Genomic DNA, 25,172 nt, shown 5'->3' with positions numbered 1-25,172 from the left:
ACGGCCCCGCTGAACGCCGGGCGAACATCCGGCGACGGCTCCGGGACACACCCCACAGCACCGCTCCGCGCACGCACACTTGACCGCACATTCCGGTCAGATGTGCGACGCAGCGGGGGCGATGACCATGGAGTGGCTGGACTGGCTGAGCCCGGAGAACGTGCTGGCCGGGCTCGGTGTGCTGGTGACCGTCGGCGTGCTCGCCTACGAGCGGCTGATGCCGGGCCTCAAGCGCATCGGCTACCGCGTCCAGATGGACACGCTCATCGGCGGGGACGCGCAGAACGGGCAGGCGGACGTGCGGCTCGGGCTCTTCGGGGAGACCCCGGAGATGTCGGACGCGTCGCTGGTGCTGCTGCGTATCGAGAACGACGGGCTGCGCGCCGTCGGCACCGAGGACTACACGTCGCGCGAACTGAGCGGCCTCACCGTCACGTTCACCGAGCGCACGGTGACGGGGGTCGCGGTCACCGAGCCCAGTTCGCCGCATCTCATGTCGCACTTCACGCCGCGTGCGGGGCTGCGGCACGATCCCGCCTCCAACGTCGTCCACGTGCCCAAGGTCCCCCTCAACAGGGGCGAGAGCTACAAGCTGCTGGTGCTGCTCACCGGCTCGGGCATCGGCCGCCCGGTGACCGTGAGCGGCGGACTGCGGGAAGGCGCCGTCAAGCGGAACCGGAGGCAGCCGCGCCCCAGCAACCGGGTGCTGGGCCTCGTCGCGTTCCTCGCGCTGCTGCTCGTCGCCGAGCCGGTCGTGCTGACGCTGGGCGACCGCACGCTGCCGCCCGTCGGCTGCGCCGAGGGCGCGCTGACCGTCACCGGGTCCACGGCGTTCGCGCCGGTGCTGGAGGAGGTCGGCACCGCGTACGAGAAGGAGTGCGCTGGCGCGACGGTCACCGTCGACGCGCGGGGCACCGGAACCGGGCTCTGGGCGCTGGACGAGGCGGGCAAGAAGGCGGAGGGCGGCGCGCCCGCGCACGTCACGCTCTCGGACGGCGCCAAGCCGGACAGCTTCCCGAAGCTGCGGGAGCGCTATGTGGCCGTGTCCGTCTTCACGCTGGTGGTGAACGAGCGGGCCCGCGTGAAGGATCTGTCCCTGGACGACGTGCGGCGCATCTACCGGGGCGACATCGTCAACTGGAAGGAGGTCGGCGGAGCCGATCTGCCGGTCCGGCTCGTCAGCCGTGACGCGGACTCCGGGACGCGCGAGGTCTTCCAGCGGCGGGTGCTCGACGGCAACGAGCCCCCGCACACGGCCAGGGACTGCGTGCACAAGGACGACCCAGGGGCGCGCGTGACGCGGTGCGAACTCAACAGCACCGAGCGGGTGCTGAGCACCGTCGCGGATGTGCCCGGCGCGCTCGGGTACTCCGAGCTGCGCGCAGCGGACCAGCTCAAGGGCATGCGCCGGGTGAGCCTCGACGGGCGTGCCCCGTCGCCCGAGTCCGTCGCCGAGAAGCGGTACCCGTACCACGAGACGGAGTACGCCTACACCTACGGGCAGCCGCCCGCCGACTCGCTCGCGTCCAGCTTCCTCGACTTCCTCATCAACGGCAGCGGCCAGAACATCGTCGCCACCCACGGGCATCTGCCGTGCGCGGCGCCGCCGAACATGGAGCTGTGCCGCAGGTCATGAGGGCCCGGGGAGGGCCTGGGGAGGGTCCGGACAAGGTCCGGGCATGTGGGTCATGTCGGCATCCCTTCAGGACTAAGATTTATTCCGGACGGAGTGCTGCCGCCTGCCGCAGGGAGGAACGACCGAATGGCCCAGAAGAGGACCGCGTCCGCGCGCCAGGACGCCGTGGCGTCCATCATCGAGGACTGGCGACGCGAACGGCCCGAACTGGACACCGCGCCGCTGGAGGTCTTCGCGCGCCTGCACCGGACGTTTCTGCGCTACCAGTCCCAGATCTCCAAACCGCTGGAGGAGTACGGGCTCTCCATGGCGGGCTTCGACGTGATGACGGCCCTGCGCAGGGCGGGCGCGCCGTACCGTCGCACGGCGGGCGAGCTGGCGGACTCCGGGCTGATCAGCTCGGCCGGGGTGACGCTGCGCATCGACCGGCTGGAGAAGGACGGCCTGATCGTGCGCGAGCGCGGGCCCGAGGACCGGCGCGTCGTGCACTCGCGGCTCAGCGAAGAGGGCCTGGAGCGCATCGACGGCCTCTTCGCGGAGCACCTGGAGAACGAGCGCCGCATGCTCGCCGGGCTCAGCCCGGCCGAGTGCCGTCAACTGGCGCGGCTGCTGGGGAAGCTGGAGCGTTCGCTGGAGGACGCGGAGGCCGCACAGGGCGGGGAGACCGCGGGGGCTTCCGGGGAGGAGTGAGCCCGGCGGCCCGTGGACGCCGCGCGCTCACCACGTGTCGACGTACGGGCGCCGCCGCTCGCTCCCCGGCACCGGGCCCGGGGTGTCGCGGAAGGCGGCGGTGATCAGGGCGCGGCTGTCGGCCGGGTCGATGACGTCGTCGATCTCCATGACCGTCGCCGCGTTGAGCGCCTTGCCCCGCGCGTACAGCTCGTCCACCCGGGCCTGGAAGGCGCGCTCGCGCTCGACGGGCTCTGCGACGGCCTCCAGTTCGCGCCGGAAGCCGAGCCGGACGGCGCCCTCCAGGCCCATCGCGCCGATCTCGCCGCTCGGCCAGGCGGCCGTGGCGACCGGCGCGTGCGTGTTGCCGCCGAGCATGGCCATCGCGCCGAGCCCGTACGCCTTGCGCAGGATCAGCGCGCAGACCGGGACCGACAGGTTGGCGCCCGTCACGAAGAGCCGGGAGAAGTGGCGGACGGTGGCGGTGCGTTCCGCTTCGGGGCCGACCATGAAGCCGGGGGTGTCGCAGAGCGAGACGACGGGCAGTCCGAACGCGTCGCACAACTGGAGGAAGCGCGCTGCCTTGTCGGCTGCCTCGCTGTCGATGGCGCCGCCCAGGTGCCCCGGGTTGTTGGCGAGCAGGCCCATGGGGCGGCCCTCGACGCGGATCAGCGACGTGACCACGCCCGTGCCGAAGCCGCCGCGCAGCTCCAGCACCGAGCCGCTGTCGGCCAGGCCCGCGACGGCGCGCCGGATGTCGTAGGCGCGGCGGCGGTTCTCCGGGACGATGTGCCGCAGCAGCCGCTGGTCGGGGGCCTGCCAGTCGGTGACGGGGCCCTGGAAGTAGGAGAGGTAGCGGCGGGCGAGACGTACCGCGTCGGCGTCGTCCTCCGCGCACAGGTCCACGACCCCGTTGGCCACCTGCACGTCCCGGGGCCCGACCTCGCCTGGCCGGTACGTGCCCAGGCCCCCGCCCTCGATCATCGCGGGGCCGCCCATGCCGATGCTGGCCTCGGGCGTCGCGATCACGACGTCGCAGCAGCCGAGCAGCGCCGCGTTGCCCGCGAAGCAGTAGCCGGAGGCGATGCCGACGAGGGGGACGAGGCCGCTGAGCCGTCCCATCTGCCGGAACGTGCCGACGTCGAGCCCGGCGACGGACGGGGAGTCCGTGTCGCCCGGACGGCCTCCGCCGCCCTCGGCGAACAGCACCACGGGAGCGCGGCGGCGCTCGGCGATCTCCAGCATCCGGTCGGTCTTGCGGTGGTTCATATGGCCCTGGGTCCCGGCGAGGACCGTGTAGTCGTACGTCAGGGCCACGCAGTCGGCGCGTCCGGGCCCGAAGGTGTCCGCGTTGACGGTGCACGTCCCGGCGACCATGCCGTCGCCCGGGGTCTGCGCGATCAGCTCCTCCAGGCTGCGACGGCGGCGCTGCGCGGCGAGCGCGAGGGCGCCGTACTCGGTGAAGCTGCCCTCGTCGCACAGGTCGGCGAGGTTCTCGCGGGCCGTGCGACGGCCGCGTTTCCTGCGCGCGGCGACGGCTTCGGGGCGCGCGGCGTCGAGCCCCGCCTCGTGGCGGGCGCGTACCTCGGCGAGGTCGGCGCGCACGGCGTCGGGGTCGGTCTCCTCGGCGGGGGCCTGGGCCGCGGTGTCGCCCTCGGCGGGGTCGAGGAGCAGCATGGGGCGGCCCTCGGCGAGTGTGTCGCCGACGCCGACGGGCACGGCGCGCACGGTTCCGGCGACCGGGGCCCGCACCACGTGTTCCATCTTCATCGCTTCGAGGACGGCGAGCTGCTGCCCGGCGCGTACGGTGTCGCCGGGCGCCGCGTCCAGGGAGACGACGGTGCCGCTCATGGGGGCGAGGGCTGCGTGGGTGCCGTCGGGGGTGCCGTTCAGGGGTTCGGCGGAGGTGCCGGGGCCGGAGCCCGTTTCGGGTGCGGGCTCCGGGAAGCGGTCGGCGAAGGATGTGTCGGTGCCGCCCGCGAGGAAGCCGGGGTCGGCGAGGAGCGCGCCGAGCAGGGGTGCGGAGGTGCGGACGCCCTCGATGTGGAACTCCGCGAGCGCGCGCCGCGCCCGTTCGGCCGCCGTGCTGAAGCCGGGGGCGCGCACCACGAGCTTGGCGAGCAGCGGATCGTAGGCCGTACCGACCTCACCGCCCGCACGCACGGCGCTGTCCACCCGCACCCCGGGCCCCGCGGGCGGCTCGAAGCGGGTGAGGGTGCCCGTCGACGCGGCGTTGACCCGCGCCTGGAGTGCGTATCCGCGTGGGCGCGGCGGCGTGTCCAGGTCGAGCCCGGCGAGGTCTTCACCCGCGGCCAGCGCGAACTGGAGGGCCACGAGGTCGAGTCCGGTGATCTCCTCGGTGACGGTGTGCTCGACCTGGAGCCTGGGGTTGGCCTCCATGAAGTGGAACGTGCCGTCGGCGACGAGGAATTCGACGGTGCCGAGTCCGGTATAGCCCACGGCGGAGGCCATCCGTACGGCAGCGTCCAGCAGTTGCCCGCGCAGTTCCCCGTCCAGCGCGGGCGCCGGCGCTATCTCGATGAGCTTCTGGTGGCGCCGCTGGACGCTGCAATCGCGCTCCCACAGGTGGGTGACCGCGCCTTGCGCGTCCCCGGCGATCTGGACCTCGATGTGCCGTGCCCCGGTGAGCAGTTGCTCGACGTACAGCTCGCCGCGTCCGAAGGACTGGCGGGCCTCGGAGGCGCAGCGTTCCCACGCCTCGGCCAGCGCGTCGGGCCCGCTCGGCGTTGACAGGTCGGGCCCGTCGCTCTCGGTCGACGCGTCGGGGCCGCCCTGGGCCCGCACTTGGCGCATGCCCCGGCCGCCGCCTCCGGCCAGCGCCTTCACCATCAGCGCGCCGTCCGGGCCCAGCCCCTCCAGGAAGGCGCGGGCCTCGTCCAGGGTGGTGGCGCCCGTGGTGCCGGGCAGCACGGGAACGCCCAGCTCGGCGGCGAGCGCGCGGGCGCGGCCCTTGTCGCCGAGGAGGTCCAGCACCTCGGGGCTCGGCCCGACGAATGTCAGCCCGTCGGCGGTGCAGCGGCGCGCGAAGTCGGCGCTCTCGCTGAGGAAGCCCCAGCCGGGGTGGACGAGATCGCAGCCGGTGCGGCGGGCGATGCCGAGCAGTGCGTCGATGTCGAGGTAGCCGTGTGCGCCCTCGGCGGTGAGCGGGTGCGCCTCGTCGGCGAGCCGCGTGTGCGGCGCTCCCGCCTCGTCGGGGGTGTGGACGGCGACGGTGCGCATGCCCGCCTCGGCTGCGGCGCGCAGCACCCGTACGGCGGCGGCCCCGCGGTTGGCGACGAGCACGGCCGGTTCTCCCATGAGCCCCTCCACGGCGCGGTGTTGGCGCCGCCATCGTCATTGACACTGGCGTCAACGTCAATATGCTCGCGACGTGGCACCACGACAGCGGCAGGCGCAAGCCCAGGCGGCACAGCAGGCACAGCAGGCACGGCAGACGCGGGAGGCGCGGCAGACGCGGCAGCCGTGGGCGGCGAGGACGGAACGCGACCGTACGGAGGCGCACACCCGGGCCCTCCTCCTGGAGGCGGCCGAGCGGGTCTTCGCGCGACGCGGCTACGGCCGTACGACGATCGCCGACATCACGGCCGAGGCGGACGTCTCCCGCGCGGGCTTCTACGTCTACTTCGCCTCGAAGGCCGAGGTCTTCCGGGTGCTCGCGGGGCGGGTGCGGGACGCCTTCCTCGCGGCGCAGGAGGTGCCAGGGACCGATCCGGACGACCCGCACGCGGTGGCCCGCGACTCCGTCGGCGCCTTCATCGCCGCCTACGCCGCGCACCTGCCGCTGCTCGCGCTCTTCGAGCAGCAGGCGCTCGCCGACGAGGAAGTGGCCCGGCTGTGGTCCGAGATCCACCGCCGCCCGCTGCACCGGCACGCGAAGTACGTGCGGCGGCTGGCCGAGGCGGGCCTCGCGGACCCGGTCGTGGAGCCCCTGGCGCTGGCGCGCGCCGTGGGCGCCATGTCCACCCAGAGCGCGCGCCTGGTCGCGGAGGACCCGGGCGCGTACGAGGCGGCCGTGCGGGACGTCACGACGATGTACCTGCATCTGCTCCGGGTCACGGAGGACGCCGCCGCGCGAGGAACCGCCGCACCAGGACCCGTCACGTCAGGCACCGACACGTCAGGCACCGTCACGCCACGAGCCCGAGCCGAGAGCGAGCCGCCCGATGCCGATGACCCAGGACCAGCCCGCGGTTGAGGAGTATCTGACCGAGCTGCGCCGTCGCCAGGACCGGATACGCCCCGACATCCTCCCCGACCGCCCCCGCTACCCGCTGGGCGAACTGTCCCTCCCCGCCCACGTCGCGCACTGGGCGGCCCGCGACCCCGACCGCGCCGCCGTCGTCTTCTACGGCGCCGAGACCAGCTACGCCGAGCTGGACGAGGCGTCCGACCGGCTCGCGGGCCGGCTGGAGAGCGCGGGTGTCGGGCCCGGCGACCGGGTGGGGGTGCATCTGCCCAACTGCCCGCAGTTCCTCGTCGCGTTCCTCGCCGTGCTGCGGCTCGGCGCGGTGCACGTCCCCGTCAACCCGCTCTTCCGCGCCGCCGAGCTGCGGCACGAACTGCGGGACGCGGCGCCCGGCGTGGTGATCACCCTGGACACGCTGGCGCCCGCGCTGCTGGAGATACGCGCGCAGACGCCCGTACGGGAGGTCCTGGTCACCTCCCTCGCCGACGTCCTCCCCGTCGAACCGACGCTTCCGCTGCCGCCGCAGCCCTCCGACGGGACGGTGGCGCCGGTTCCGTCACGCTGGGCGCAGGCGCTGGCGCATCCCCGGCTGGGGCGTACGGCGGACGATCTCGACGCGCTGGCCGCGCTCAACTACACGGGCGGCACCACCGGACTGCCCAAGGGCTGCGAGCACACGCAACGCCACATGCTCTACACGGCCGCCGCCGTCTGGGCGGGCTCCGGGTGCGCGGACGGCGAGCCGCTGAACGTGCTCTGCTATCTGCCGGTGTTCTGGATCGCGGGCGAGAACCTGGGCATCCTCGCGCCGCTCGTCAGCGGCGGCACGAGCGTGCTGCTCTCGCGCTGGGACCCGGAGGCGGTGCTGCTGGGCGTCGAGCGCTACAACGTCTCCGTTCTCACCGGCACCGTCGAGAACTACCAGGAGCTGCTGGACCACCCCGCGTTCGCGAAGCGCGACCTGTCCAGCCTCACAGGCCCGACCGTCATCTCCTTCATCCGCAAGCTCACCCCGGAGCTGCGGCACCGGTGGCGGGAAGCGGTGGGCGAGGGGAGCGTGCTGCGCGAGGCGTCGTACGGGATGACCGAGACGCACACCAGCGACACCCTCACCCTCGGCTTCCAGGACGACGACCGCGACCTGCGCACGGAGCCCGTCTTCTGCGGGCTGCCGGTACCCGGCACCGACATCATGGTCGTCGGCTTCGGCACGGGCGAGCCCCTTCCGCTGGGCGAGCAGGGCGAGATCGTGCTGCGCGGCCCCTCGCTGCTGACCGGCTACTGGCGGCAGCCCGAGGCCACCGCGCTCGCCCTGCGCGACGGGTGGCTGCACACCGGGGACATCGGGATGCTGGACGAGGACGGCTGTCTGCACTACCTCGGGCGCGCGAAGGACATGATCAAGGTCAGCGGGATGAGCGTCTTCCCGTCCGAGGTCGAGGCGCTGCTGGGGCAGCACGAGGACGTGGTGGCCGCCGCGGTCGTCGCCGTCGAGGACGCGGAGCGCGGCCAGTCGCCGTACGCCTTCGTCCGGGTCCGTGCCGGTGCCGACGTCACGGCGGAGGGGCTGCGGGCGTGGGCGCGGGAGAACATGGCGGTCTACAAGGTGCCGGCGATCGAGCTGGTCGACGGCTTCCCGCTGACCGCCACCGGCAAGATACGCAAGGTGGAACTGGCGGAGCGGGCGGCGGGGGCAGCCGGGGCGGCGGGCCGCCCCTGAGCGGGCCCGCCCCCTCTCACGCCAGGGCGGCCGCCTGCTTCTCCGCCTCCGCGCGGTACAGGCGGCGCAGCCGTACGACGCCCAGATCGTGCTGGTAGAGGTTCTCCGCCTGGTCGGCGTCGAACGGCATCCTCTCCAGCATGGTGCGGTCCTGCTCCAGCACCTCCCAGTGCCGTTTCTCGATCAGGGTGCGGTAGAGGAAGCGCCAGGTGTCGCGCTCCCAGCCCGCCACGCGCCGGTAGCGCCAGAAGAAGACGCCGCTGCGCCGCTCGTCGATGGGGCAGATCATGCCGACGATCCCGAACGGGCCGCCGGGCCCGGCCGACGGCGGGTACGGGATGGACAGGTCCACCCAGTCCACTCCCGTACGGCACAGCTCCACCCAGTCGAAGTTGACGCCGCGCTGGTCGGTCTTCTCGAAGAAGTAGCCGCGGTCGGTCTCGCGGATGCGGAACTTGGCCGTCGTGTCCCCGTCGTACATCGTGTGCGACTCGTGGTGCAGGAACGCACCGTGCATCGGGTCGAGCAGGTTCTCCATGCCGTAGCGCCACGGGGCGTCCCACTCCGCGTAGCAGAGGAAGGCGGAGACGTCCGGGTCCGTGAGCGGTTCGGGGAGGGTCAGTTCGCAGGGCTCGGGGTGCCGCTCGTCGCCGAAGTACGCCAGGATCGCGCCGCTCACCTCGCGCACGGGCGGGCTCTTGACGAGCTGCTTGCCCTCCAGGTTGCAGCCGGGCAGCCCTGGCACGGAGGTGACGGTGCCGCCGCCGTCGACCTCGACGCCGTGGTACCAGCAGGCGATCCGGTCGCCGAGGTGCTTGCCCAGCGAGAGCGGCGCGCCCCGGTGCGGGCACCGGTCGGCGAGCATGTGGAGGGTGCCGTCGGCCCTGCGGAAGAGCAGCCACGTCTCACCGAGCGCGGTGACGCGGCGCATGCCGCCCGGCGCGACGAAGTGGGAGGGGACGACGGGGTGCCACTGGTTGCGCAGCCCGGTGGCGTAGATGTGCTCGGCGGTCTGTTGCGTAGAGGTCGTCTTCGTAGGGGTCATGGAGGTCATCGGGGTCACGCTCCCAGGCGGTGCATCTCGTCGCGGAAGGTCTGCTCGGTCCAGGGGTTGCCGTCGGGGGCGTGGACCTGACGTGCGTTGAGGCCGCTCACCACGGAGGCGAGGTCGTGCCCCACGGTGGTGAAGACCTCTTCGAGGGTGGCGGCGAGCCGGTACTCGTACGGGGTCGGCTCGTGGGTGCGGGACTGGTGCACCTCCAGGTAGCGCGGGGCGCTCGGGTCGTGGGGATCGCGCGGGTCGCTCGTGGTGTCCATGTCGTCGGCTCCGATTCAGCGGGTTCGGGTTCCGGGGTTTCGCGTTCCGGGGGTTCGGGTCACAGGTCGAGGACGAGGCGGCCCGAGGAGCAGCGCGAGACGCAGATCATCATCGACTCGCCCGCGGCGTGTTCGGCCTCGCTGAGCACGTAGTCGCGGTGGTCGGGGGTGCCGTCGAGGACGCGGGTCTCGCAGGTGCCGCAGATGCCGTCACGGCAGGAGCTGGGCACGGAGACGCCCACACTCTCGACGGCGTCGATGACACTGGTGCCGCTCCCCACCCGCACGGTGCGGCCCGAGCGGCGGCACTCCACCTCGAACTCCGCGTCCGCTTCTACCTCGTCGTCGCGGCCGTCACGGCGCGTGGCCGGTGCGGCGAACCGCTCCACGCGCAGCCGGTCCGCGATCCCGAGCGCGGCGCACCGCTCCTCGGCCGCGGCGAGCAGCGGTTCGGGGCCGCAGCAGTAGACGAGGGTGCCGTCGCCCGGCGCGTCGAGCCCGGTGAGCGCTGCCTCCAGGTCGATGTGGCCGCGCTCGTCCTGGGGATGGAGCAGCACCGCACCGGCCGGCTCGGCCAGCCCGGACTGTTGCGCCAGCTCGGCGAGTTCCGCGCCGAAGGCCATCGCGTCGCGGCACCGGCCGCCGTGCACGAGCCGCCACGGGATGCCCTGACGTGCGGCCTCGCGCGCCATGGGCAGAAGCGGGGTGATGCCGATGCCGCCCGCGAGGAAGAGATAGCGCTCGGCCGGGACCATGCGGAAGTGGTTGCGGGGGCCGCGCACGGTGACCGTCGCGCCCGGTCGCAGCGCGGTGTGCACGTAGCGCGAACCACCGCGCGAGGACGGCTCGTTGAGCACGCCGATCCGGTATCTGCCGCTGTCCCTCGGGTCGCCGCACAGGCTGTACTGGCGGGTGTGCTCCCCCGCGACGAGGTCGAGATGCGCTCCGGGTTCCCATGCGGGCAGGGGCTTGCCCTCGGGGTGGGTCAGCTCGACGGACAGGACGCCGTCGGCCTCCCAGGTCATCCGGTGCACGAGCAGGTCGAGGCACGGTTCCTGCTCTTCGCGGGCCGTGGTCATGGCGTCGGCCTCCTCACGAGGTCGAGGTCGAGGGTTCGGGGGCGGGTCCCGGAACGGGGGTGCGGGCGGCGTCGGGGATCTTGACGGGCGGGGTGAACGGGGTCTTCATGGGCCCCAGCGCCGTCAGATCGACCTCCACGAGGACGGGTCCGTCGGCCGACGTCGCCTCGGCGAGCACGGGGCCCGCCTCGTCCTCGGCCGCGATCCGCGCGTACGGGATGCCGCACGCCCGTGCCAGCAGCGCGAAGTCGGGGGTGGCCAGATCGACTCCCGAGCGCCTGTCGCAGTAGCGGTCCTGCATGTTGCGCAGCACGCCGTAGCCGCCGTCGTTGAAGACGAGGAGGGTGAGGCGGGGCGCCGCCTGCGCGAGGGTGAGCAGTTCGCCGAGGTGCACGGCGAGCCCGCCGTCGCCCGCCATGACGACGGTGGGTGTACCGGGGCGGGCCAGTGCCGCGCCGATGCCCATGCCGAGGCCCTGGCCTATGCCGCCGCCGCGCGGGAAGAGGTTGTCGCGCGGGTCGTAGATCTCCAGCAGCCGGTTGCCCCAACTGCTGGACGGGATGGTGACGTCCCGCGCGATCACCGCGTCGCGCGGCAGCGCGGCACGGAGCGCCGCGCACACGGCGGCCTGGGGGCCGATGCCGTCGCGGAGCGTCGCGCGTACGTCGGCGCGTACGGAGGCGATCCGGGCGCTCCACTCCGACGAGGGCGGCGAGGACGGCGAGGGCTGCGGCATCTGGGCTGCTGCCTCGCGGGGGCCGAGCCTGGCCAGGAGCCCGGCGAGGACGTCGGGGGCGTGGCCGTGCAGGGCGTGGGTCGCCGGGTAGACGCGGCCGAGCGCGGCGGCGTCGATGTCGGTCTGGATGTGCGCCTCGGGGAGGCGGAGGCCGTAGTCGGCGGTCTCGTTGGAGCGGAAGTGGGTGCCGATGGAGAGCAGGACGTCGGCGTCCGCGAGGAGGGCACGTGCGGCTGGGGTCGTCGCGAAGTTGCCGATCACGCGCGGGTCGTCCTCGGGCACGCTGCCGCGCCCGGAGTTGCTGGTCAGCAGCCCGGCGCCGGTGCGCTCCAGGAGCGCGGCCAGCTCGGTCCGCGCGCGGGTGGCGCCGCCGCCCGCCCAGACGAGGGGGCGGCGCGCGGAGGCCAGCAGCCCGGCCGCCGCGTCGAGCTGGGCCTCGGTGGGGCGCGGGAGGGGGCAGGGCAGCGGGCGGCGGCGTGCGACGGGGATGCGGGGCCGCTCGGGGGCGCCGGGTTCGACGGGAGTGCCGGGTTCGACGGGAGTGCCGGGTTCGACGGGAGTGCCGGGTTCGACGGGAGTGCCGGGTTCGACGGGGGTGCCGCGCTCGGTGGAGTCCGCGTCACCGGCGGATTCGAGCAGCGCCGCCAGCTCGCGGAGTTCCGCGAGGTCACGGGGGAGATCGTGGGGCGCGTACTGGAGGTCGATCGGCCACTCGACGCTCGCGGGCCCGCCCGGCTCTGTCAGCGCGTGCCGCGCCGCACCGCACAGGACGCGGGCCGCGTCCGCTGTGCCGGTGACCGTCGCCGCGTGGACCGAGACCGCGCGCAGCATGCCGAGCTGGTCCTTGGTCTCGTGGATGAAACCGCGCCCCCGGCCGAGATGTTCGCTGTCGATCTGCCCGGTGACGTGCAGAACGCTGGCACCGGAGCTGAGTGCCTCGATCAGCGACCCGGCGGCGTTGCCCGCGCCCGTACCCGTGCTGGTGAGAGCGCATCCGATGCCGCCGCGCGCCCGTCCGTACGCGTCGGCCGCGCTGACCGCCGTGGCCTCGTGGCGTACTGGTACGAAGCGCAGCTCGCGGTCCACAGCCTCGACGAGGGGCAGGTTGTGGACGCTGACGATGCCGAAGACCGTATCGATCCCGAGGGTCCGGAGGAGCGCGACGAGGAGGTCCCCGCCGTTGGCGGGCCGCCCTGGCTGCGGAGGTGAGGAGGGGGGCGGGGGCTGCTGTGGGTTCATGGTGAACGCTCCTGGCTGGACCGGCAGGACTGGCGGAACCGGCTCGACGGGCCGAGCGGGTCGGCGGAATGAGTCGTCAGGGGGAAGGGAGAAAGGCGCAGGGGGGCAGGCGGGCGGCGCGGGGCTGCCGTCAGGCGATGCCGCGGCCTATGCCGCCGCAGACGTCGACGCTGGTGCCGGTGATGTACGAGGCGCGCGGCGAGAGGAGCCCGACGATCGCGTAGGCCACCTCCTCCGCCCTGCCGAGCCTGCCGAGCGCGATGCCCCGGTCCTCGGCCAGCTCGCGCTGCCACTCCTCGTAGCCGAGCGCGCTGCCGGACGCCGCGTAACGGCGGGCCCACTGGCCGGTGTCGACCAGGCCGAGGCAGACGGAGTTGACCCGGATGCCGTCGGGCGCGAGTTCGGTGGCGAGGGACTTGGAGAGGTTGAGGATGCCCGCGCGGGCCGCGCTGGTGGTGATCAGACGGGGCTCGGGCTGCTTGGCGAGCACCGCGTTGACGTTGACGACGGCGGCGGCGTCCGAGGCGCGGAGCAGCTCGCGGGTGGCGTGCAGGGGGTTGAGCACGCCCGCGAACTTCAGCTCCAGTTCGTCGCGCCAGTCCGCCTCCGTCGTCTCGTCGAGGCCCTTCATGCGCGACTGGCCCGCGTTGTTGACGAGGCCGTCCAGCCCGCCGAAGTGCGCGCCGACGCGGGAGGCGAACGCGTGGACGGCGTCCGCGTCCCGTACGTCGCACACCCCCGTCAGCAGCCGGTCCCGCGCCGCGCCGAGACCGGCAGCCGCCTTGGCGAGGCGGTCCGCGTCCCGGCCGCAGGCCGCCACGCGCGCGCCCTCTCCGAGGAGCGCCGAGACCGTGGCCAGGCCGACGCCCGAGCTGCCGCCGGTGACGAGTACGGTGCGGTCGGCGAGGCCGAGGTCCATGACGGTTTCTCCTTGGGAGGGATGGTGTGGGCGGGAGTGGGAGGGGGCGCCCGTACGGTCAACACGTCAGCGATCAGGCCGTCAGTGCATGGTGAAGCCGCCGTTGACGGCTATGACCTGGCCCGTGAGGTAGCGGGACTCCTCGCTGAGCAGGAACGCGATCATCCCCGTGAGGTCGTCGGGCCGCTGCGCCCTGGACACGGCGCGGTTGAGGCGGTACAGCTCGTGCCGCTCCGCCGGTACGCGCTCCGTCGACTCGCCCTCCGTGATGCCGGGCGCCACGGCGTTGACGGTGACGCCCTTGTCGCCCGTCTCGCGCGCCATCGCCCTGGTGAGGGAGATGACCGCGCCCTTGGAGGCGATGTAGTGCGCGAGCCGTGGCGAACCGTAGAGCGCCGCGTCCGAGGCGAGGTTGACGATGCGGCCGCTGCCCGACGCGACGAGCGCGGGCAGCAGCGCGCGGGCCACGAGCCAGGGGCCGCGCGCGTTGACCGTCATGATGCGGTCCCACTCGTCGACGCCGATGTCCTGGAACTCCTTGCCGCCGACCGCGTCCGCGAGGCCCGCGTTGTTCACGAGGCCGTGCAGGGCGCCGCCGCCGAGCGCGGCGGCCTCGTCCGCCATGGCTGCGACGGAGGCGGGGTCCGCGACGTCGGCCCGTACGAAGTGGGCCTCCGTCCCCTCGGAACGCAGCAGCGCGACGGCCTTCTCGCCCCGCTCCTCGTCCAGTTCGGCGACGACGACGCGGAAGCCGTCCGCGCCGGCGCGGCGGGCCGTGGCCAGTCCGAGGCCACGGCCGGCGCCGGTGACGACGACGGTGCGGGGTCCGTCCGCGCGGGCGCGCCCCGCGTGGGTGCCCGGGGCGGCGTCAGGCGCGGAGCCCTGGCCGGTGTCCGGGGCGGTGTCCGGGGCGGTGTCCGGGGCGGTGTCCGGGGCGGTGTCCGGGGCTGTCATCAGTCGCGGGTCACGCCGTGCATCGGCGAGTGCTCGGGGTACGTCGGGACCTGCGGCTTCTGGGTGCCGATGACCACGCAGAACAGGGCGTCGGTGTCCCCCTCGTTCTTGAGGCTGCGCGCCACGCCCGCCGGGACGACGATCATGTCGCGGTAGCCGAGGGTGCGGTACTCCGCCTCGTCCTCGCCCCGGTGGATGCCGACGCGGACCTTGCCCTCCAGCACGAAGAAGGCTTCCTCGACGTCGTGGTGCGTGTGCTCGGGGCCCTCGGCGCCGGGCGGCAGCAGCATGTTGGAGAAGGTGAAGCCGCCCGAGGGCAGGACGCGGTTGTCGCCCTCGTGGTTGCCGGTGGCGCCGGAGCCGACGTAGCGGATCTGGGCCCTGCGGTACTGGTCGCCCGCCTTGGCCTGGAAGGCGAGGGTGTTCCAGTCGGGCTCGCGGGAGTCCTTGGTGGCGATGAGACCGTCGGTGTACTTGGCGAGGTCGCCGCCGTTGTCGTACTCGGTGGTGGTGAGAGGCATGACGCGCTCCTTCGGGTCGGTTCTCGGGTTCGGTTCTCGGCGTGGGATCTCGGTGTCGGTGAACAGCGGGCGGTTCGCGAGGACTTACGGGGTCACTCGGGTATGCGCGCTGTGATGCGCAGGTGGGACAGGACCCAGTCGTTGAAGGCCGCGGGCCGCTCCTGGTTGGCGAGGTGTCCGGCGCCCTTGACGATCACGTAAGCGGACTTGTGGACCGCGCCCGCGATGGCCTGGCTCGCCTCGACACCCGTCACGCTGTCCTCGTCCCCGCACAGGACGAGGGTGGGCGCGGCGACGGAGGCGAGCGAGGGACGCAGGTCGGTAGCGGCCATGGACTCGGCGGCGTACGCGTAGCCGGGCAGGCGCACGGCCGAGGCCATGGTCTCCACGACCCGTCCGACCAGCTCGGACGGCGCGTCCGGTGACACCAGCCGCGGGCCCCTGCGCTCGGCGAAGGCGCGGGGCCCCAGCTTCTCCAGCTCGGCGGCGCGCCCGCGCATGGCGGCGGCCTTCGCCTCGTCCGTGCCGGAGCCCGGGCTGCTGTCGGCGACGATCAGCCCCGCCACGAGGTCGGGGTGGCGGGTGGCGAGCCGGAGCGCGATGACGCCGCCCCAGGAGACGCCGAGCACGTGGGCGCCGTCCCCGTGGGTGCTGTCGCTGTGCGCGTCGCCGCTGTGCGCGCGGATCAGCGCTGCGGCGGTGTCGGCGTAACCGTCCAGGTCCAGGGGCCCCTGGGGGTCGGCCGAGCGGCCGTAGCCGGGCGCGTCCCAGGCGAGGACCCGGGCGCGGTGGCCGAGTCCGTCGAGCTGGGCTGTGAAGGCTGCCGAGGACGAGCCGATCCCGTGCAGGCACAGCACCAGAGGGCCCCGTTCACCTGCTCGCTCGACGTGCAGCCCCGCGAGGTCGTACGGCGCACCGGAAGCGGGCGCGGAAACGGACGCGGAAGGGGAAGCGGAAGCGGGCGTGGTCACAGGATCTGCCCCGTCTTTCCGGCGAGCGCGGCCAGGCTGCGCAGCACGGCGTACGGGACGACCTGGCTCGTCGCCGGGTTGCCCGGGTCGGGCAGATGCTCGACCTCGAAGCGGTACGTCCCGTGCTCGCCGGAGGCGTGGACGGCGTGCCGGGTCCGGGCGGCGCCCGGGTCGGCGACGACGGTGACCCGGACCCGGCCGGGGTCCCCCACCGCGAGCGCGACGGAGGCGGCGACGTTCGTGGACTTGGGAAACTTCACGGGGATGTCCCGCGCCGTACCGCTCATGACCTCGACGGGCGCGGTCGCGGTACGCATGCGGTGCAGCAGTTCCTCGTCCATCCACGGCTGTTCGAGGGTGGCGGGCAGCTTGGTCGTGGTCAGCCGTACGTCGGTGAGCGGGCCCATCTCCCGTACCGCCTGGAGGAGATCGAGACCGCCGACGGCGCCACCGGTGAAGTAGACCCGTCCGGGCCCCGTGGCCAGCAGCCGACCGGCGAGGGCCTCGTCGGTGAGGGCCCCGGTGGAGGCGATCAGCAGATCGGTGCCGGAGCGCAGCACGCGCTCGCCCCACTCCCGTACGACCGCCTGGCCCGCCGCCTCCACGATCAGGTCGCAGTGCGCGAGCGCTTCGTCGAAGCCGAGCTGAGGAGCGGGGGCTTCCGTGCCGAGCGCGCGGTTGTCGATGACGCAGGCCAGCTCGGCTCCGGGCACCGCGCCCTCGGCCACGGCACGCCCGACGACGCGCCCGATGGCGCCCCACCCGACGAGCCCGACGCGCCGAACGGACCGTACCCCCGTCCTCTCGGACGCGGACGTCGAGGTGGACACGGGCGCGGTCATGCGGAGACCTCCTCGTCGGACAGGGACGGGGTACCGGCGTTGGTGCTGTCGGCGCCGTCGGCGGGGGAGGCAGCCAAGGGCCCCGGATCGGGTTCGCCCGCCATGTGGGAGCGGATCTCGGACGAGGGCGGCCCGGCCGTGCCCCACAGATCGGACAGCTCGGGAACCCGCCGCCACACGCGCGCGATCCACGCGTCCTCGACGATCTGGGCGACCTCCGACGTGTACTCGCAGACGAGCCCGGCCGGGTCGGTGAAGTAGGAGAACGTGTTGTTCCCCGGACCGTGCCGCCCTGGCCCCCACTTCGGCACGACCCCGTGGTGCCGGAGACGGCCGAGTCCGCGCATGAAGTGGTCGACCGAACTCATCTCGTAGGCCACGTGGTTGAGCGAGGCCCACTCCGCCTGGTTGAAGGCGATGCAGTGGTGGTCGGCGTTGCAGCGCAGGAAGGCCATCTGGTGCTCGGACCAGTCGGAGACGCGCAGGCCGAGCACGTCGCGGTAGAAGGCCACCAGCGCGTCGATGTCGGTGGTGTTGAGGACCGCGTGGGTCACGCCGACGGGCACCGCCGCGTCACGGCCGCGCGGTGCCACGGCCTCGACCTCGGCGCTCAGCTCGATCAGCCTGCCCTCGGGGTCCGTGAAGCGGAGCCCGTAGCCGCCGCCCACCTGGTCGAGCGGGCCCGGCTCGGTGACGGGGAGGACGCCGCGGGCGAGGAGCCGTCGGCCCGCCTCGTCCACCTCGCCGGGGGTGGCGACGGCGAAGCTGAGACGGCCGAGGCCGTTGCGCGAGGCGTGGGTGAGGCTCAGGACGTGGTGCTCGTCGCCGGTGCCGCGCAGCCAGTGGGCGCCGTTCTCCCGGTCGGACTCGACGACTTCGAGCCCCCACACCTCGGAGTAGAAGTCGGCGGCCTGGGTGAGCGCGGGCGTACGCAGCTCGACGGAACGCAGTGCGCGCAGCCGGGCGACGGGCCCGTGCGGGGCGGCTTCGTGCAGCATCGCTGTCTCCAACATGGCGGGGGCGGGTCGGGGAGGGACGTACGGGGGGCGGACCGAAACCGGAACGGGAACCGGAGGCGTGAGGCGCGGCGCCTCAACCGTCAATCGACGCCGCCGACGCAGTCGCAGTCGCAGTCGCGGTCGCGGTCGCGGTCGCCCAGGGAAGGGGCGCATCGCCGACGCCCCAGTACAGGCTCTTCTGACGCTGATAGGCGCGTATGCCCTCGCGTCCCTTCTCACGGCCGAGGCCGCTGTCCTTCGTGCCGCCGAAGGGCGTGGCGATGCTGAACTGCTTGTACGTGTTGATCCAGACCGTGCCCGCCTCGATCCGCCGGGCTACCCGCCACGCGGTGCGGTGGTCGCGGGTCCACAGGCCGCAGGCGAGGCCGTAGACGGAGTCGTTGGCCTGGGCGACGAGGTCGTCCTCGTCGTCGAACGGGAGCGCCACGAGCACGGGCCCGAAGATCTCCTCCTGGCAGACGCGCGCCGAGTTGGGCAGTCCGTCGAGCACGGTGGGCAGGTAATACGCGCCCTTCTCGTACTCCTCCCCCTCGGGCGCCCCTCCCCCGCACCGCACCCGCGCCCCCTCCTCGCGCGCGAGGTCCACATAGCCCGCGACCGCGTCACGGTGCCGGTGATGCACCAGCGGCGCTACCTGCGTACCGGGGTCGGTGCCCGGACCTACCCTCAGCTTCCGGGTACGGGCCGTCAGCTCGTCGACGAACTCCTCGTACCGCCCGCGTGCCACGAACAGCCGCGAGCCCGCCACGCAGGACTGGCCACTGGAGGAGAAGATCCCGAACATGACGCCCGCGAGGGCCTGTTCCAGGTCCGCGTCCTCGAAGACGACGGTCGGGGACTTGCCGCCCAGCTCCAGCGACACGGGCATGACCTTCTCCGCCGCGGCGTGCGCGATGGTGCGGCCCGTGGTGGTGCCGCCGGTGAAGGTGACCTTGCCGACGCGCGGGTGCCGCACGATCGCGTCCCCGATGACGCTGCCCCGGCCGGGCAGCACGGAGAGCAGCCCGGCCGGAAGCCCCGCCTCCGCCAGCGCCCGGGTGACGAGGCGGCCGAGGGCGAGCGCGACGAGCGGGGTCCACTCGGCGGGCTTGAGCAGCACGGCGTTGCCCGCTGCCAGCGCGGGAGCCAGCTTCTGCGCGTCGCTGGCGATGGGCGAGTTCCAGGGGGTGATGGCGCCGACGACGCCGATGGGCTCGTGGAGGCTCACGGTGACGTAAGCGCCGCGCGAGGGCGTGACGGCGTCCTCCGCCGTCTCCAGCGCGGCGGCCGTGTAGCGGAAGGTCCCCGCCGCACTGTGCACGAGGGCCCGCGTTTCCGTACGGCTCTTTCCCGTGTCGGCGGTCTGGAGCGCGGAGAGCGCTTCGGCCTCGTGCTCGATCAGCTCGGCGATCCGGTGGAGGAGACGGGCACGCAGGTGCGCTGGCAGCTCGCGCCAGGCCGGATCGGCGGAGGCGGCGGCAGCGCCCTCGGCGGCCTCGTCCACATCCTCGACGGAGGCCGCGTGCACGGCGGTGAGGACGCGCCCCGTCGCGGGGTCGACGGTCTCGGTCCGCGCACCCGCGCCGCGCCGCCACCGCCCCGCCACCAGCACCTCGTCGGCGGGTAGTTGAAGCATCCAAGCCTCCAGATGATGGACCGAAGTGTCGCTAGGGCCAAAAATTTAAGCGCTTAGGTATTTCTTGGCAAGACCCATCCCGTGAAGAAGTTGCCGTGCCTACCTCTTGACGGCGACCACCCCCCAGTCGATACAACTTAAGCCCTAAGAAGCTTGGCGGTTACGCATAAGTTTCCTGCCGCTCACGGCGCCCCCGCCCGACCGCGCCCTCCCCTCTCGCATCCGTCTCTCGCATCTCGCTTCTCCCCGACAGCCGCGCGCGGCCACGATCCGACGCGGCCCGAACCACTCCGTACCTCCGGCGCGGAGTTGGAGGACACCTGGATGACTATCGACACCTCGCCGGGCCTCGCGGCCCGTGCCGACATCGCCGCGCGCTTCGAACGGCTTCCGGTCTCCCGCTGGCACGTCACGGTGCGCCTCGTCGTCGGCGTCGTCACCTTCTTCGAGGCGTTCGACCAGCTCCTCATCGCCTACGCCATGCCGGAGCTGCGCCAGGAGTGGCACCTCACCGACACCGGCACGACCACGGTGCTGACCGTCGGCTCGATCGGCATGCTGATCGGCGCGCTCTTCTCCGGGCGCCTGGCCGACCGGATCGGGCGGGTCAAGGTGATCGCGCTGTGCGTCGCCGTCTCGGGCGCGGCGAGCCTCGCCCTCGCCGCCTGCTCGTCCGTCACCCCCTTCATGGCCCTGCGCTTCGTCCAGGGGCTGGCCATCGGTGGTGAGGTACCGGTGGCAGCCACCTTCATCAGCGAGATCACGCGCAGCTTCAAGCGCGGTCGCTTCGTCCTCCTCTACGAGCTGGTCTTCCCCGCCGGCCTCACCGTCGGCGCGGTCGTCGCCGCCTGGGTGGTGCCCGCGCTGGGCTGGCGGTGGATGTACGTCATCGCCGCCGTCCCCGGGCTGCTCTGCTACCTCGTCCAGCGCACGGTCCCCGAGTCGCCCCGCTGGCTCGCCGACCACGGGCGCCTGGAGGAGGCCGCCGCCGTCATGACCGAGATCGAGGCCAAGGTCGCCCACGCGACGGGCCGCCCCCTCCCCCCGGTCCCGGAGAAACCGGCACCGGCCCCGGCACCGGTCCCGGCCCCGGACGAGAAACCCGGCGCGGCCCCGGCGTCCGGCACGGCCAAGGGCTCCCCCGCCTCCGCGCCCGCTGCCCCCGCTGCCGTGGCGACGGCCGCCGAGCTGACCGCCACCGGCCTGCGCGGCCTCTTCGTCGGCCGCTACCGCCGCCGCACCCTCATGGTGTGCGCCCTCTGGTTCACGGGTTACTTCGTCAACTACGGCATCACCTCCTGGCTGCCGACGATCTACCAGGGCGAGTACGGCCTCTCCCTCTCGGACGCCCTCGTCTACTCGACCGTCACCTCCAGCGCGGGCCTCCTCGGCTGTCTGATCGTGGCGCTGACCGTGGACCGCGCGGGACGGCGCAAGGTCGTCGCCGTCTTCCTCGGGGGAGCCGCCGCCGTCCTGCTCACCCTCGCCGTACTCGGCGCCCACACCCCCCTTCAGGTGCTCATCTGGACCTCGCTCTCCGCCGTGTTCTTCTTCGGCTCCAACATCTGCCTCTACCTCTACACACCGGAGCTGTATCCGACCCGGATGCGCGCCCTGGGCAGCAGCGTGGGCGGAGCGCTCAACCGCCTCGGGGTGATCCTGGGCCCCGTGCTGGTCGGGATGGTGTACGCGAGCGGCAGCATCTCCCTGGTCTTCGCGATGCTGGGCTGCGTGGCCCTGCTGGGCGCGGCGGTCGCCGCGCTCTTCGCCGAGGAGACCGCCAACCGGCCCCTGGAGGAGGTCTCGCCCTGAGACGCCCGCCCCGGCCTCCGCGCCCCGGCGCCCCGCGCTCCGTCACCACCGCGGGCGGCGGGGCGCCGTCGCCGTTCCCGCCGGTCACCGCCAGCGCGCCCTGCGTATCGGTACGCGACACGACCGCGCCCGACGCCCTGATCGCGGAGAGGGTCAGCGGGGACGGGTGCCCGTACGAGTTGTGGGCACCGCACGACACGAGCGCGATCCGTGGCCGCAACCGGCTCAGGAGCGACGGGTCCTGGTAGGCCGAGCCATGGTGGGCGACCTTGAGCACGTCCACGGCTCCCAGACCCGGGTGCGCCTCCAGCAGTTCCCGCTGTGCGGGCGGTTCGAGATCGCCGGGCAGCAGCACGCTGAGTCCGGCCACGCGGACGAGAAGGGTGACGCTGGCGTCGTTGGCGCCCTCGCCCTCCCGCGAGGGCGGAGCTGGTACGGCGGGTGAGGCGGGTCGCGGGGGCAGCGGCCAGAGCACGGACCACGTCAGCCCGCCCGCCCTTCGCCGCTCACCCGCCGACGCCGCGACGACGGGAACCCCCGCCTTCCGCGCCTCCCGGCGCACGGACTCCACCTGCTCGGGCGGCTCCTCCAACGTGGTCGTCTGGATCGCGCCGACCGCCCTCCCCCGCAGCACACCGCGCACCCCGGTCACGTGATCGGCGTGGAAGTGGGTGAGCACGAGCAGCGGCACGGTGGTGACGCCGAGCGCGCGCAGACACCGGTCGACCGTGGCCGGGTCGGGCCCCGCGTCCACCACGACGGCCGTCCCCTCCTCGCCCGTGGCCAGCACCAGCGCGTCGCCCTGCCCCACGTCGCAGACCACCATGCGCCAATCCGACGGGGGCCAGCCCGTCAACGGCCGCACCAGTGGCGTCGGACGCAGCACCACCAGCAACAGCAGCAGGGCGCAGGCCACGCACAGCCACGGACGGTTCAGCACTCGCAGCCCGGACGCGCACATCAGCACCGTGATCGTGAGCAGCGCCAGCAGCAGCGCACCGGTCCAGCTCCCCGGCCACGCGATCTCAGCGCCGGGCAGGGCGGCACCCGCACGGGCGATACCGGCGATGCACTCCGTCGGCCAACTCGCCAGCCAGGCCAGCCCCTTCGCCAACGGCATCGCCCAGGGCGCCGCCGCGAGCGAAGCGAACCCCAGCACGGTGGCGGGCGCGACGGCGAACTCCGCCAGCAGATTGCACGGAACCGCGACCAGGCTCACGTGAGCAGCGAGCACCGCCACCACCGGTGCACAAGCCACCTGCGCCGCCGCGGCGGCGGCGAGCGCCTCGGCGATCCGGCCCGGCATCCCCCTGCGGCGCAACGCCGCCGCCCATCGCGGCGCGACCGTGAGCAGCGAGGCCGTGGCCAGCACGGACAGCAGGAAGCCGAAGTCGAGGGCGAGCCACGGGTCGTGGAGCACCAGCAGCAGCACGGCGCCCGCCAGCGCGGGCAGCAGCGAACGGCGGCGGCCCGTCGCCAGCGCGAGCAGCGTGACCGCGCCGCAGGCAGCCGCCCTCAGCACGCTCGGATCAGGACGGCAGACGACCACGAAGGCGAGCGTGAGCGCGGCGCCGAGCAGCGCCGTCGTCCGCAGCGAGAGCCCGAACAGCGGGGCTAGCCCCCGCCGCTCGGCGGAGTGCGCCAAGCCCGGCGGGCCGATCAGCAGCACGAGCAGCACCGTCAGGTTGCTTCCGCTTACAGCCAAGATGTGCGTCATATCCGTGGCACGGAACGCCTCGTCGAGGTCGGCGGACAGCCGCGAGGTGTCCCCGACGACCAGCCCCGGAAGCAGTCCACGCGCGTCCCCGTCCAGGCCACCGCTCGCCTCGCGCAGTCCGGCGCGGAGCGTGCCCGCCATGCGCTGCGCCGCCGAGGGCTCCCGCACGACGTGGGGCGAGCCGGGCTCCCGTAGACGCAGGACGGCGGCGATGTCCTGCCCGGGGCCTGACTCCATGGGCACGGCGAGGCGCCCGGACACCCGCAGTCCCGTGGACGGCAACAGCCTCAGCCAGTCCGAGGCCACCGCACCGTCGCGCTCCGCTTCCGGCCCCGGGACCGCCGCGGACGCGGACGCCGCACCTCGGACCGCCCCGGAAGCCTCCCCCGCCCCCTGGCCCGTCGCGACCCCCGCCCCGGCCTGCTCCCTACCGGAGCCCAGGCCCGGCCCGGCGTCCTGGCCGAAGGCCGGACCGGGCCCCGGGCCAGAGCTCGAATCCGCGTTCTGACCCGAGCCCGACGGGCGATTGGAGCGGTCGGACGGCTGGAGAAGGACGAGCACCGGGGTACGGACGTCCTCCCCCACGTCCGTCACACCCGGCGCCCCAGCGCCACCCGCCACGTCTCGCTCCGCCACCGGACCGGCCGGGCCCGACGTCGCCGGACTCGCCAGGCCCGTCCCGCCGCCCGGAACCAGCACCCGGGTGACCTCCGCCCGGAACATGACCGACCCCGACGTCTGATGCGCGCCCCGCACCTTGGGACGGACCCGTCGCGGGTCCCCTGTGACGGTCAACTCGACCGTCGCCATCTCGTACCCCCCAGCCAGCCTCGGCACCGGTCCACGACGCAGGTCCGCGGCATGCAGCGCCGCATCCGCGCCCCCGGCCGCGGCGCTGAGCAGTGCCATGGCGACCGCGACGAACAGCCCGCACCGCACGCCGCGCCGACGACCGCCCCGCGCGCACATCAGCATCGCGACGGCGACCACACAGCACCCGCCCACACCGACCGCCACCACCGTGCCCGGCGCCCCGAGCCCAAGTGCCGCCCCGGCCCACGCGGCGAGCGCGGCCGGGACCAGCCGCAGATCCGTCGGCCCGTCCCTCCGAGGGTTCGAGGCTCCCAACCGGTGCCCCGAGGCAGCGTGCGCCGGAGAGCGGCCCGGACGGGAAGGGCGCTCGGCGTCGCCGCCCCCCGCCGCCCCGCTCACGGCGTCACCCGTGGCTTCAGATCGGCGAAGCGGCGCTCACCGATGCCGTTGACGTCGCGGAGTTGGTCGATGGAGGTGAAGCCGCCGTGCTGATCGCGGTACTCGATGATGTGCTGGGCCAGCACGGGGCCGATTCCGGGAAGCGTGTCGAGCTGTTCGACCGTGGCCGTGCTGAGGCTCACCGTGCCGCCGGACGCCGCGCCCGCCCCTCCGGTGGCGCCGGTGCTTCCCGGAGCCGGACTCGACCCGGCCCCCACGCCCCCGCCTGCCCGCGAATCGCCGCCCACGACGATCTGTTCACCGTCCACGAGCAGCCGGGCACGGTTCAGCCCCCGCATGTCCGTGCCCCGCCGGGCTCCTCCGGCGGCCTCGATCGCGTCCTCGACACGGGAACCGGCGGGCAGCCTGTGGACACCCGGCTCGCGGACCTTGCCCGAGACATCGACCACGACCCGTTTGCCCGTCGCTCCGCTCGCTGAGCCCGCCGCACCCGCCGTCGCACCTCCCGACGCGATCGCCGAAGCGCCCGGACTCGGCCGACCGGCCGCGCTCCCGCCTTCCACCGACGGCGCCTGGATTCCCTCGCCTCCGGGCGCGGCCACACTCCGCGGGCGTCCCTCCCAGAAGTGCTGCACCCCGAAGGCGACGGCGATCAGCAAGACCACCACAAGAGCCGCGAGGGTCTTCGGCTCCACCCCGCACCGCAACCGCAGCCATAACGGCAGCCGTTCCCACAGGGGCGGCTGGGACGGCTGGGGCCGCCTCACCCGGCCCTGGGTACCGTCCCCGTCCCGTTCCACAGCGGGAGCCCGCCCCAGCTCCCCGTCCGAAGCCCGCCCGCTCCCCGTTTCATGGGCCCGCGCCGCACGCCGGGCCCTGCTCTCCCGCACGGCAGCGCGCGCCGTGGCAATGGCGACCTCGCGCGGCAGCACCGCCTCAGCGGCACCGGGCCCGCTCCCCTCGCCGCCCCTCGGCGCATCGTCCTCC

18 protein-coding genes and 1 pseudogene are annotated in these 25,172 nt (G+C 73.7%); 5 read left to right on the top strand and 14 right to left on the bottom strand.

The annotated features are described in order from the left end of the window. The first annotated feature begins 100 nt into the window (after positions 1–100). Positions 101–1,636, top strand: coding sequence for a substrate-binding domain-containing protein (locus ACYVOO_RS11890; protein WP_461015616.1), 1,536 nt, complete (start codon positions 101–103; stop codon positions 1,634–1,636). A gap of 126 nt (positions 1,637–1,762) precedes the next feature. Further along, positions 1,763–2,326 carry a MarR family winged helix-turn-helix transcriptional regulator gene (locus ACYVOO_RS11885; protein ID WP_461015615.1) on the top strand — a complete coding sequence of 188 codons (564 nt, stop codon included), beginning with the start codon at positions 1,763–1,765 and terminating at the stop codon, positions 2,324–2,326. 27 nt (positions 2,327–2,353) lie between these two features. Here ACYVOO_RS11885 and ACYVOO_RS11880 read toward each other — a convergent pair whose 3' ends face one another. Beyond that, complete coding sequence (locus ACYVOO_RS11880; RefSeq protein WP_461015614.1) at positions 2,354–5,623, bottom strand: carboxyl transferase domain-containing protein; 3,270 nt, start codon at positions 5,621–5,623, stop codon at positions 2,354–2,356. Positions 5,624–5,696: 73 nt separating this feature from the next. On the opposite strand from ACYVOO_RS11880, the gene ACYVOO_RS11875 reads away from it, so the two are divergent. Together ACYVOO_RS11875 and ACYVOO_RS11870 are read left to right on the top strand one after the other, a co-directional pair. After that, entirely contained in the window at positions 5,697–6,521 is an 825-nt protein-coding gene (locus tag ACYVOO_RS11875) for a TetR/AcrR family transcriptional regulator (RefSeq protein ID WP_461015613.1), read from the top strand. Further along, positions 6,490–8,232: an AMP-binding protein gene (locus tag ACYVOO_RS11870; protein ID WP_461015612.1), complete on the top strand. Its 1,743-nt coding sequence runs from the start codon at positions 6,490–6,492 to the stop codon at positions 8,230–8,232. Before ACYVOO_RS11875 ends, ACYVOO_RS11870 begins: the two co-directional genes overlap by 32 nt. A 16-nt stretch (positions 8,233–8,248) precedes the next feature. Here the strand turns inward: ACYVOO_RS11870 and ACYVOO_RS11865 are convergent, their stop codons facing one another. The 11 genes from ACYVOO_RS11865 to ACYVOO_RS11815 form a co-directional block, all read right to left on the bottom strand. Beyond that, a complete protein-coding gene (locus ACYVOO_RS11865; protein ID WP_461015611.1) occupies positions 8,249–9,286 on the bottom strand; it encodes a Rieske 2Fe-2S domain-containing protein in 1,038 nt (345 codons plus the stop codon). A 5-nt stretch (positions 9,287–9,291) separates the two neighbouring features. Beyond that, complete coding sequence (locus tag ACYVOO_RS11860) at positions 9,292–9,549, bottom strand: recombinase-like helix-turn-helix domain-containing protein (RefSeq protein ID WP_461015610.1); 258 nt, start codon at positions 9,547–9,549, stop codon at positions 9,292–9,294. 59 nt (positions 9,550–9,608) lie between these two features. Further along, complete coding sequence (locus tag ACYVOO_RS11855) at positions 9,609–10,628, bottom strand: PDR/VanB family oxidoreductase (RefSeq protein WP_461015609.1); 1,020 nt, start codon at positions 10,626–10,628, stop codon at positions 9,609–9,611. A gap of 13 nt (positions 10,629–10,641) precedes the next feature. After that, entirely contained in the window at positions 10,642–12,603 is a 1,962-nt protein-coding gene (locus tag ACYVOO_RS11850; RefSeq protein WP_461015608.1) for a thiamine pyrophosphate-binding protein, read from the bottom strand. Positions 12,604–12,733: 130 nt separating this feature from the next. Beyond that, entirely contained in the window at positions 12,734–13,522 is a 789-nt protein-coding gene (locus ACYVOO_RS11845; RefSeq protein ID WP_461015607.1) for an SDR family oxidoreductase, read from the bottom strand. Positions 13,523–13,603: 81 nt separating this feature from the next. Continuing rightward, positions 13,604–14,476, bottom strand: a complete 873-nt coding sequence (locus ACYVOO_RS11840) for an SDR family oxidoreductase (protein ID WP_461015606.1) — start codon at positions 14,474–14,476, stop codon at positions 13,604–13,606. Continuing rightward, entirely contained in the window at positions 14,476–14,997 is a 522-nt protein-coding gene (locus ACYVOO_RS11835; RefSeq protein WP_461015605.1) for a cupin domain-containing protein, read from the bottom strand. Before ACYVOO_RS11835 ends, ACYVOO_RS11840 begins: the two co-directional genes overlap by 1 nt. A 92-nt stretch (positions 14,998–15,089) precedes the next feature. Then, a complete protein-coding gene (locus ACYVOO_RS11830) occupies positions 15,090–15,968 on the bottom strand; it encodes an alpha/beta fold hydrolase (protein WP_461015604.1) in 879 nt (292 codons plus the stop codon). Next, positions 15,965–16,810, bottom strand: coding sequence for an aspartate dehydrogenase domain-containing protein (locus ACYVOO_RS11825; RefSeq protein ID WP_461015603.1), 846 nt, complete (start codon positions 16,808–16,810; stop codon positions 15,965–15,967). Before ACYVOO_RS11825 ends, ACYVOO_RS11830 begins: the two co-directional genes overlap by 4 nt. Then, entirely contained in the window at positions 16,807–17,808 is a 1,002-nt protein-coding gene (locus ACYVOO_RS11820) for a VOC family protein (RefSeq protein ID WP_461015602.1), read from the bottom strand. The genes ACYVOO_RS11825 and ACYVOO_RS11820 overlap by 4 nt, the downstream gene beginning before the upstream one ends. A 94-nt stretch (positions 17,809–17,902) precedes the next feature. Beyond that, positions 17,903–19,444, bottom strand: coding sequence for an aldehyde dehydrogenase (locus ACYVOO_RS11815; RefSeq protein WP_461015601.1), 1,542 nt, complete (start codon positions 19,442–19,444; stop codon positions 17,903–17,905). A gap of 324 nt (positions 19,445–19,768) precedes the next feature. Between ACYVOO_RS11815 and ACYVOO_RS11810 the strand changes: the two are divergent. After that, positions 19,769–21,190: pseudogene (locus ACYVOO_RS11810) on the top strand (MFS transporter); the annotation flags it as partial. Here ACYVOO_RS11810 and ACYVOO_RS11805 read toward each other — a convergent pair. Continuing rightward, on the bottom strand, positions 21,084–23,783 hold the full coding sequence (locus ACYVOO_RS11805) for a ComEC/Rec2 family competence protein (RefSeq protein ID WP_461015690.1): 2,700 nt from the start codon (positions 23,781–23,783) through the stop codon (positions 21,084–21,086). The pseudogene ACYVOO_RS11810 and the gene ACYVOO_RS11805 overlap by 107 nt on opposite strands. Before the next feature lie 398 nt (positions 23,784–24,181). Then, positions 24,182–24,952, bottom strand: coding sequence for a helix-hairpin-helix domain-containing protein (locus ACYVOO_RS11800; protein ID WP_461015600.1), 771 nt, complete (start codon positions 24,950–24,952; stop codon positions 24,182–24,184). Positions 24,953–25,172 lie beyond the last annotated feature (220 nt).

Source organism: Streptomyces daliensis, from assembly GCF_054782395.1.
Note: the sequence above shows the minus strand (reverse complement) of the source record. Positions and strands in the feature narration are given on the sequence as shown.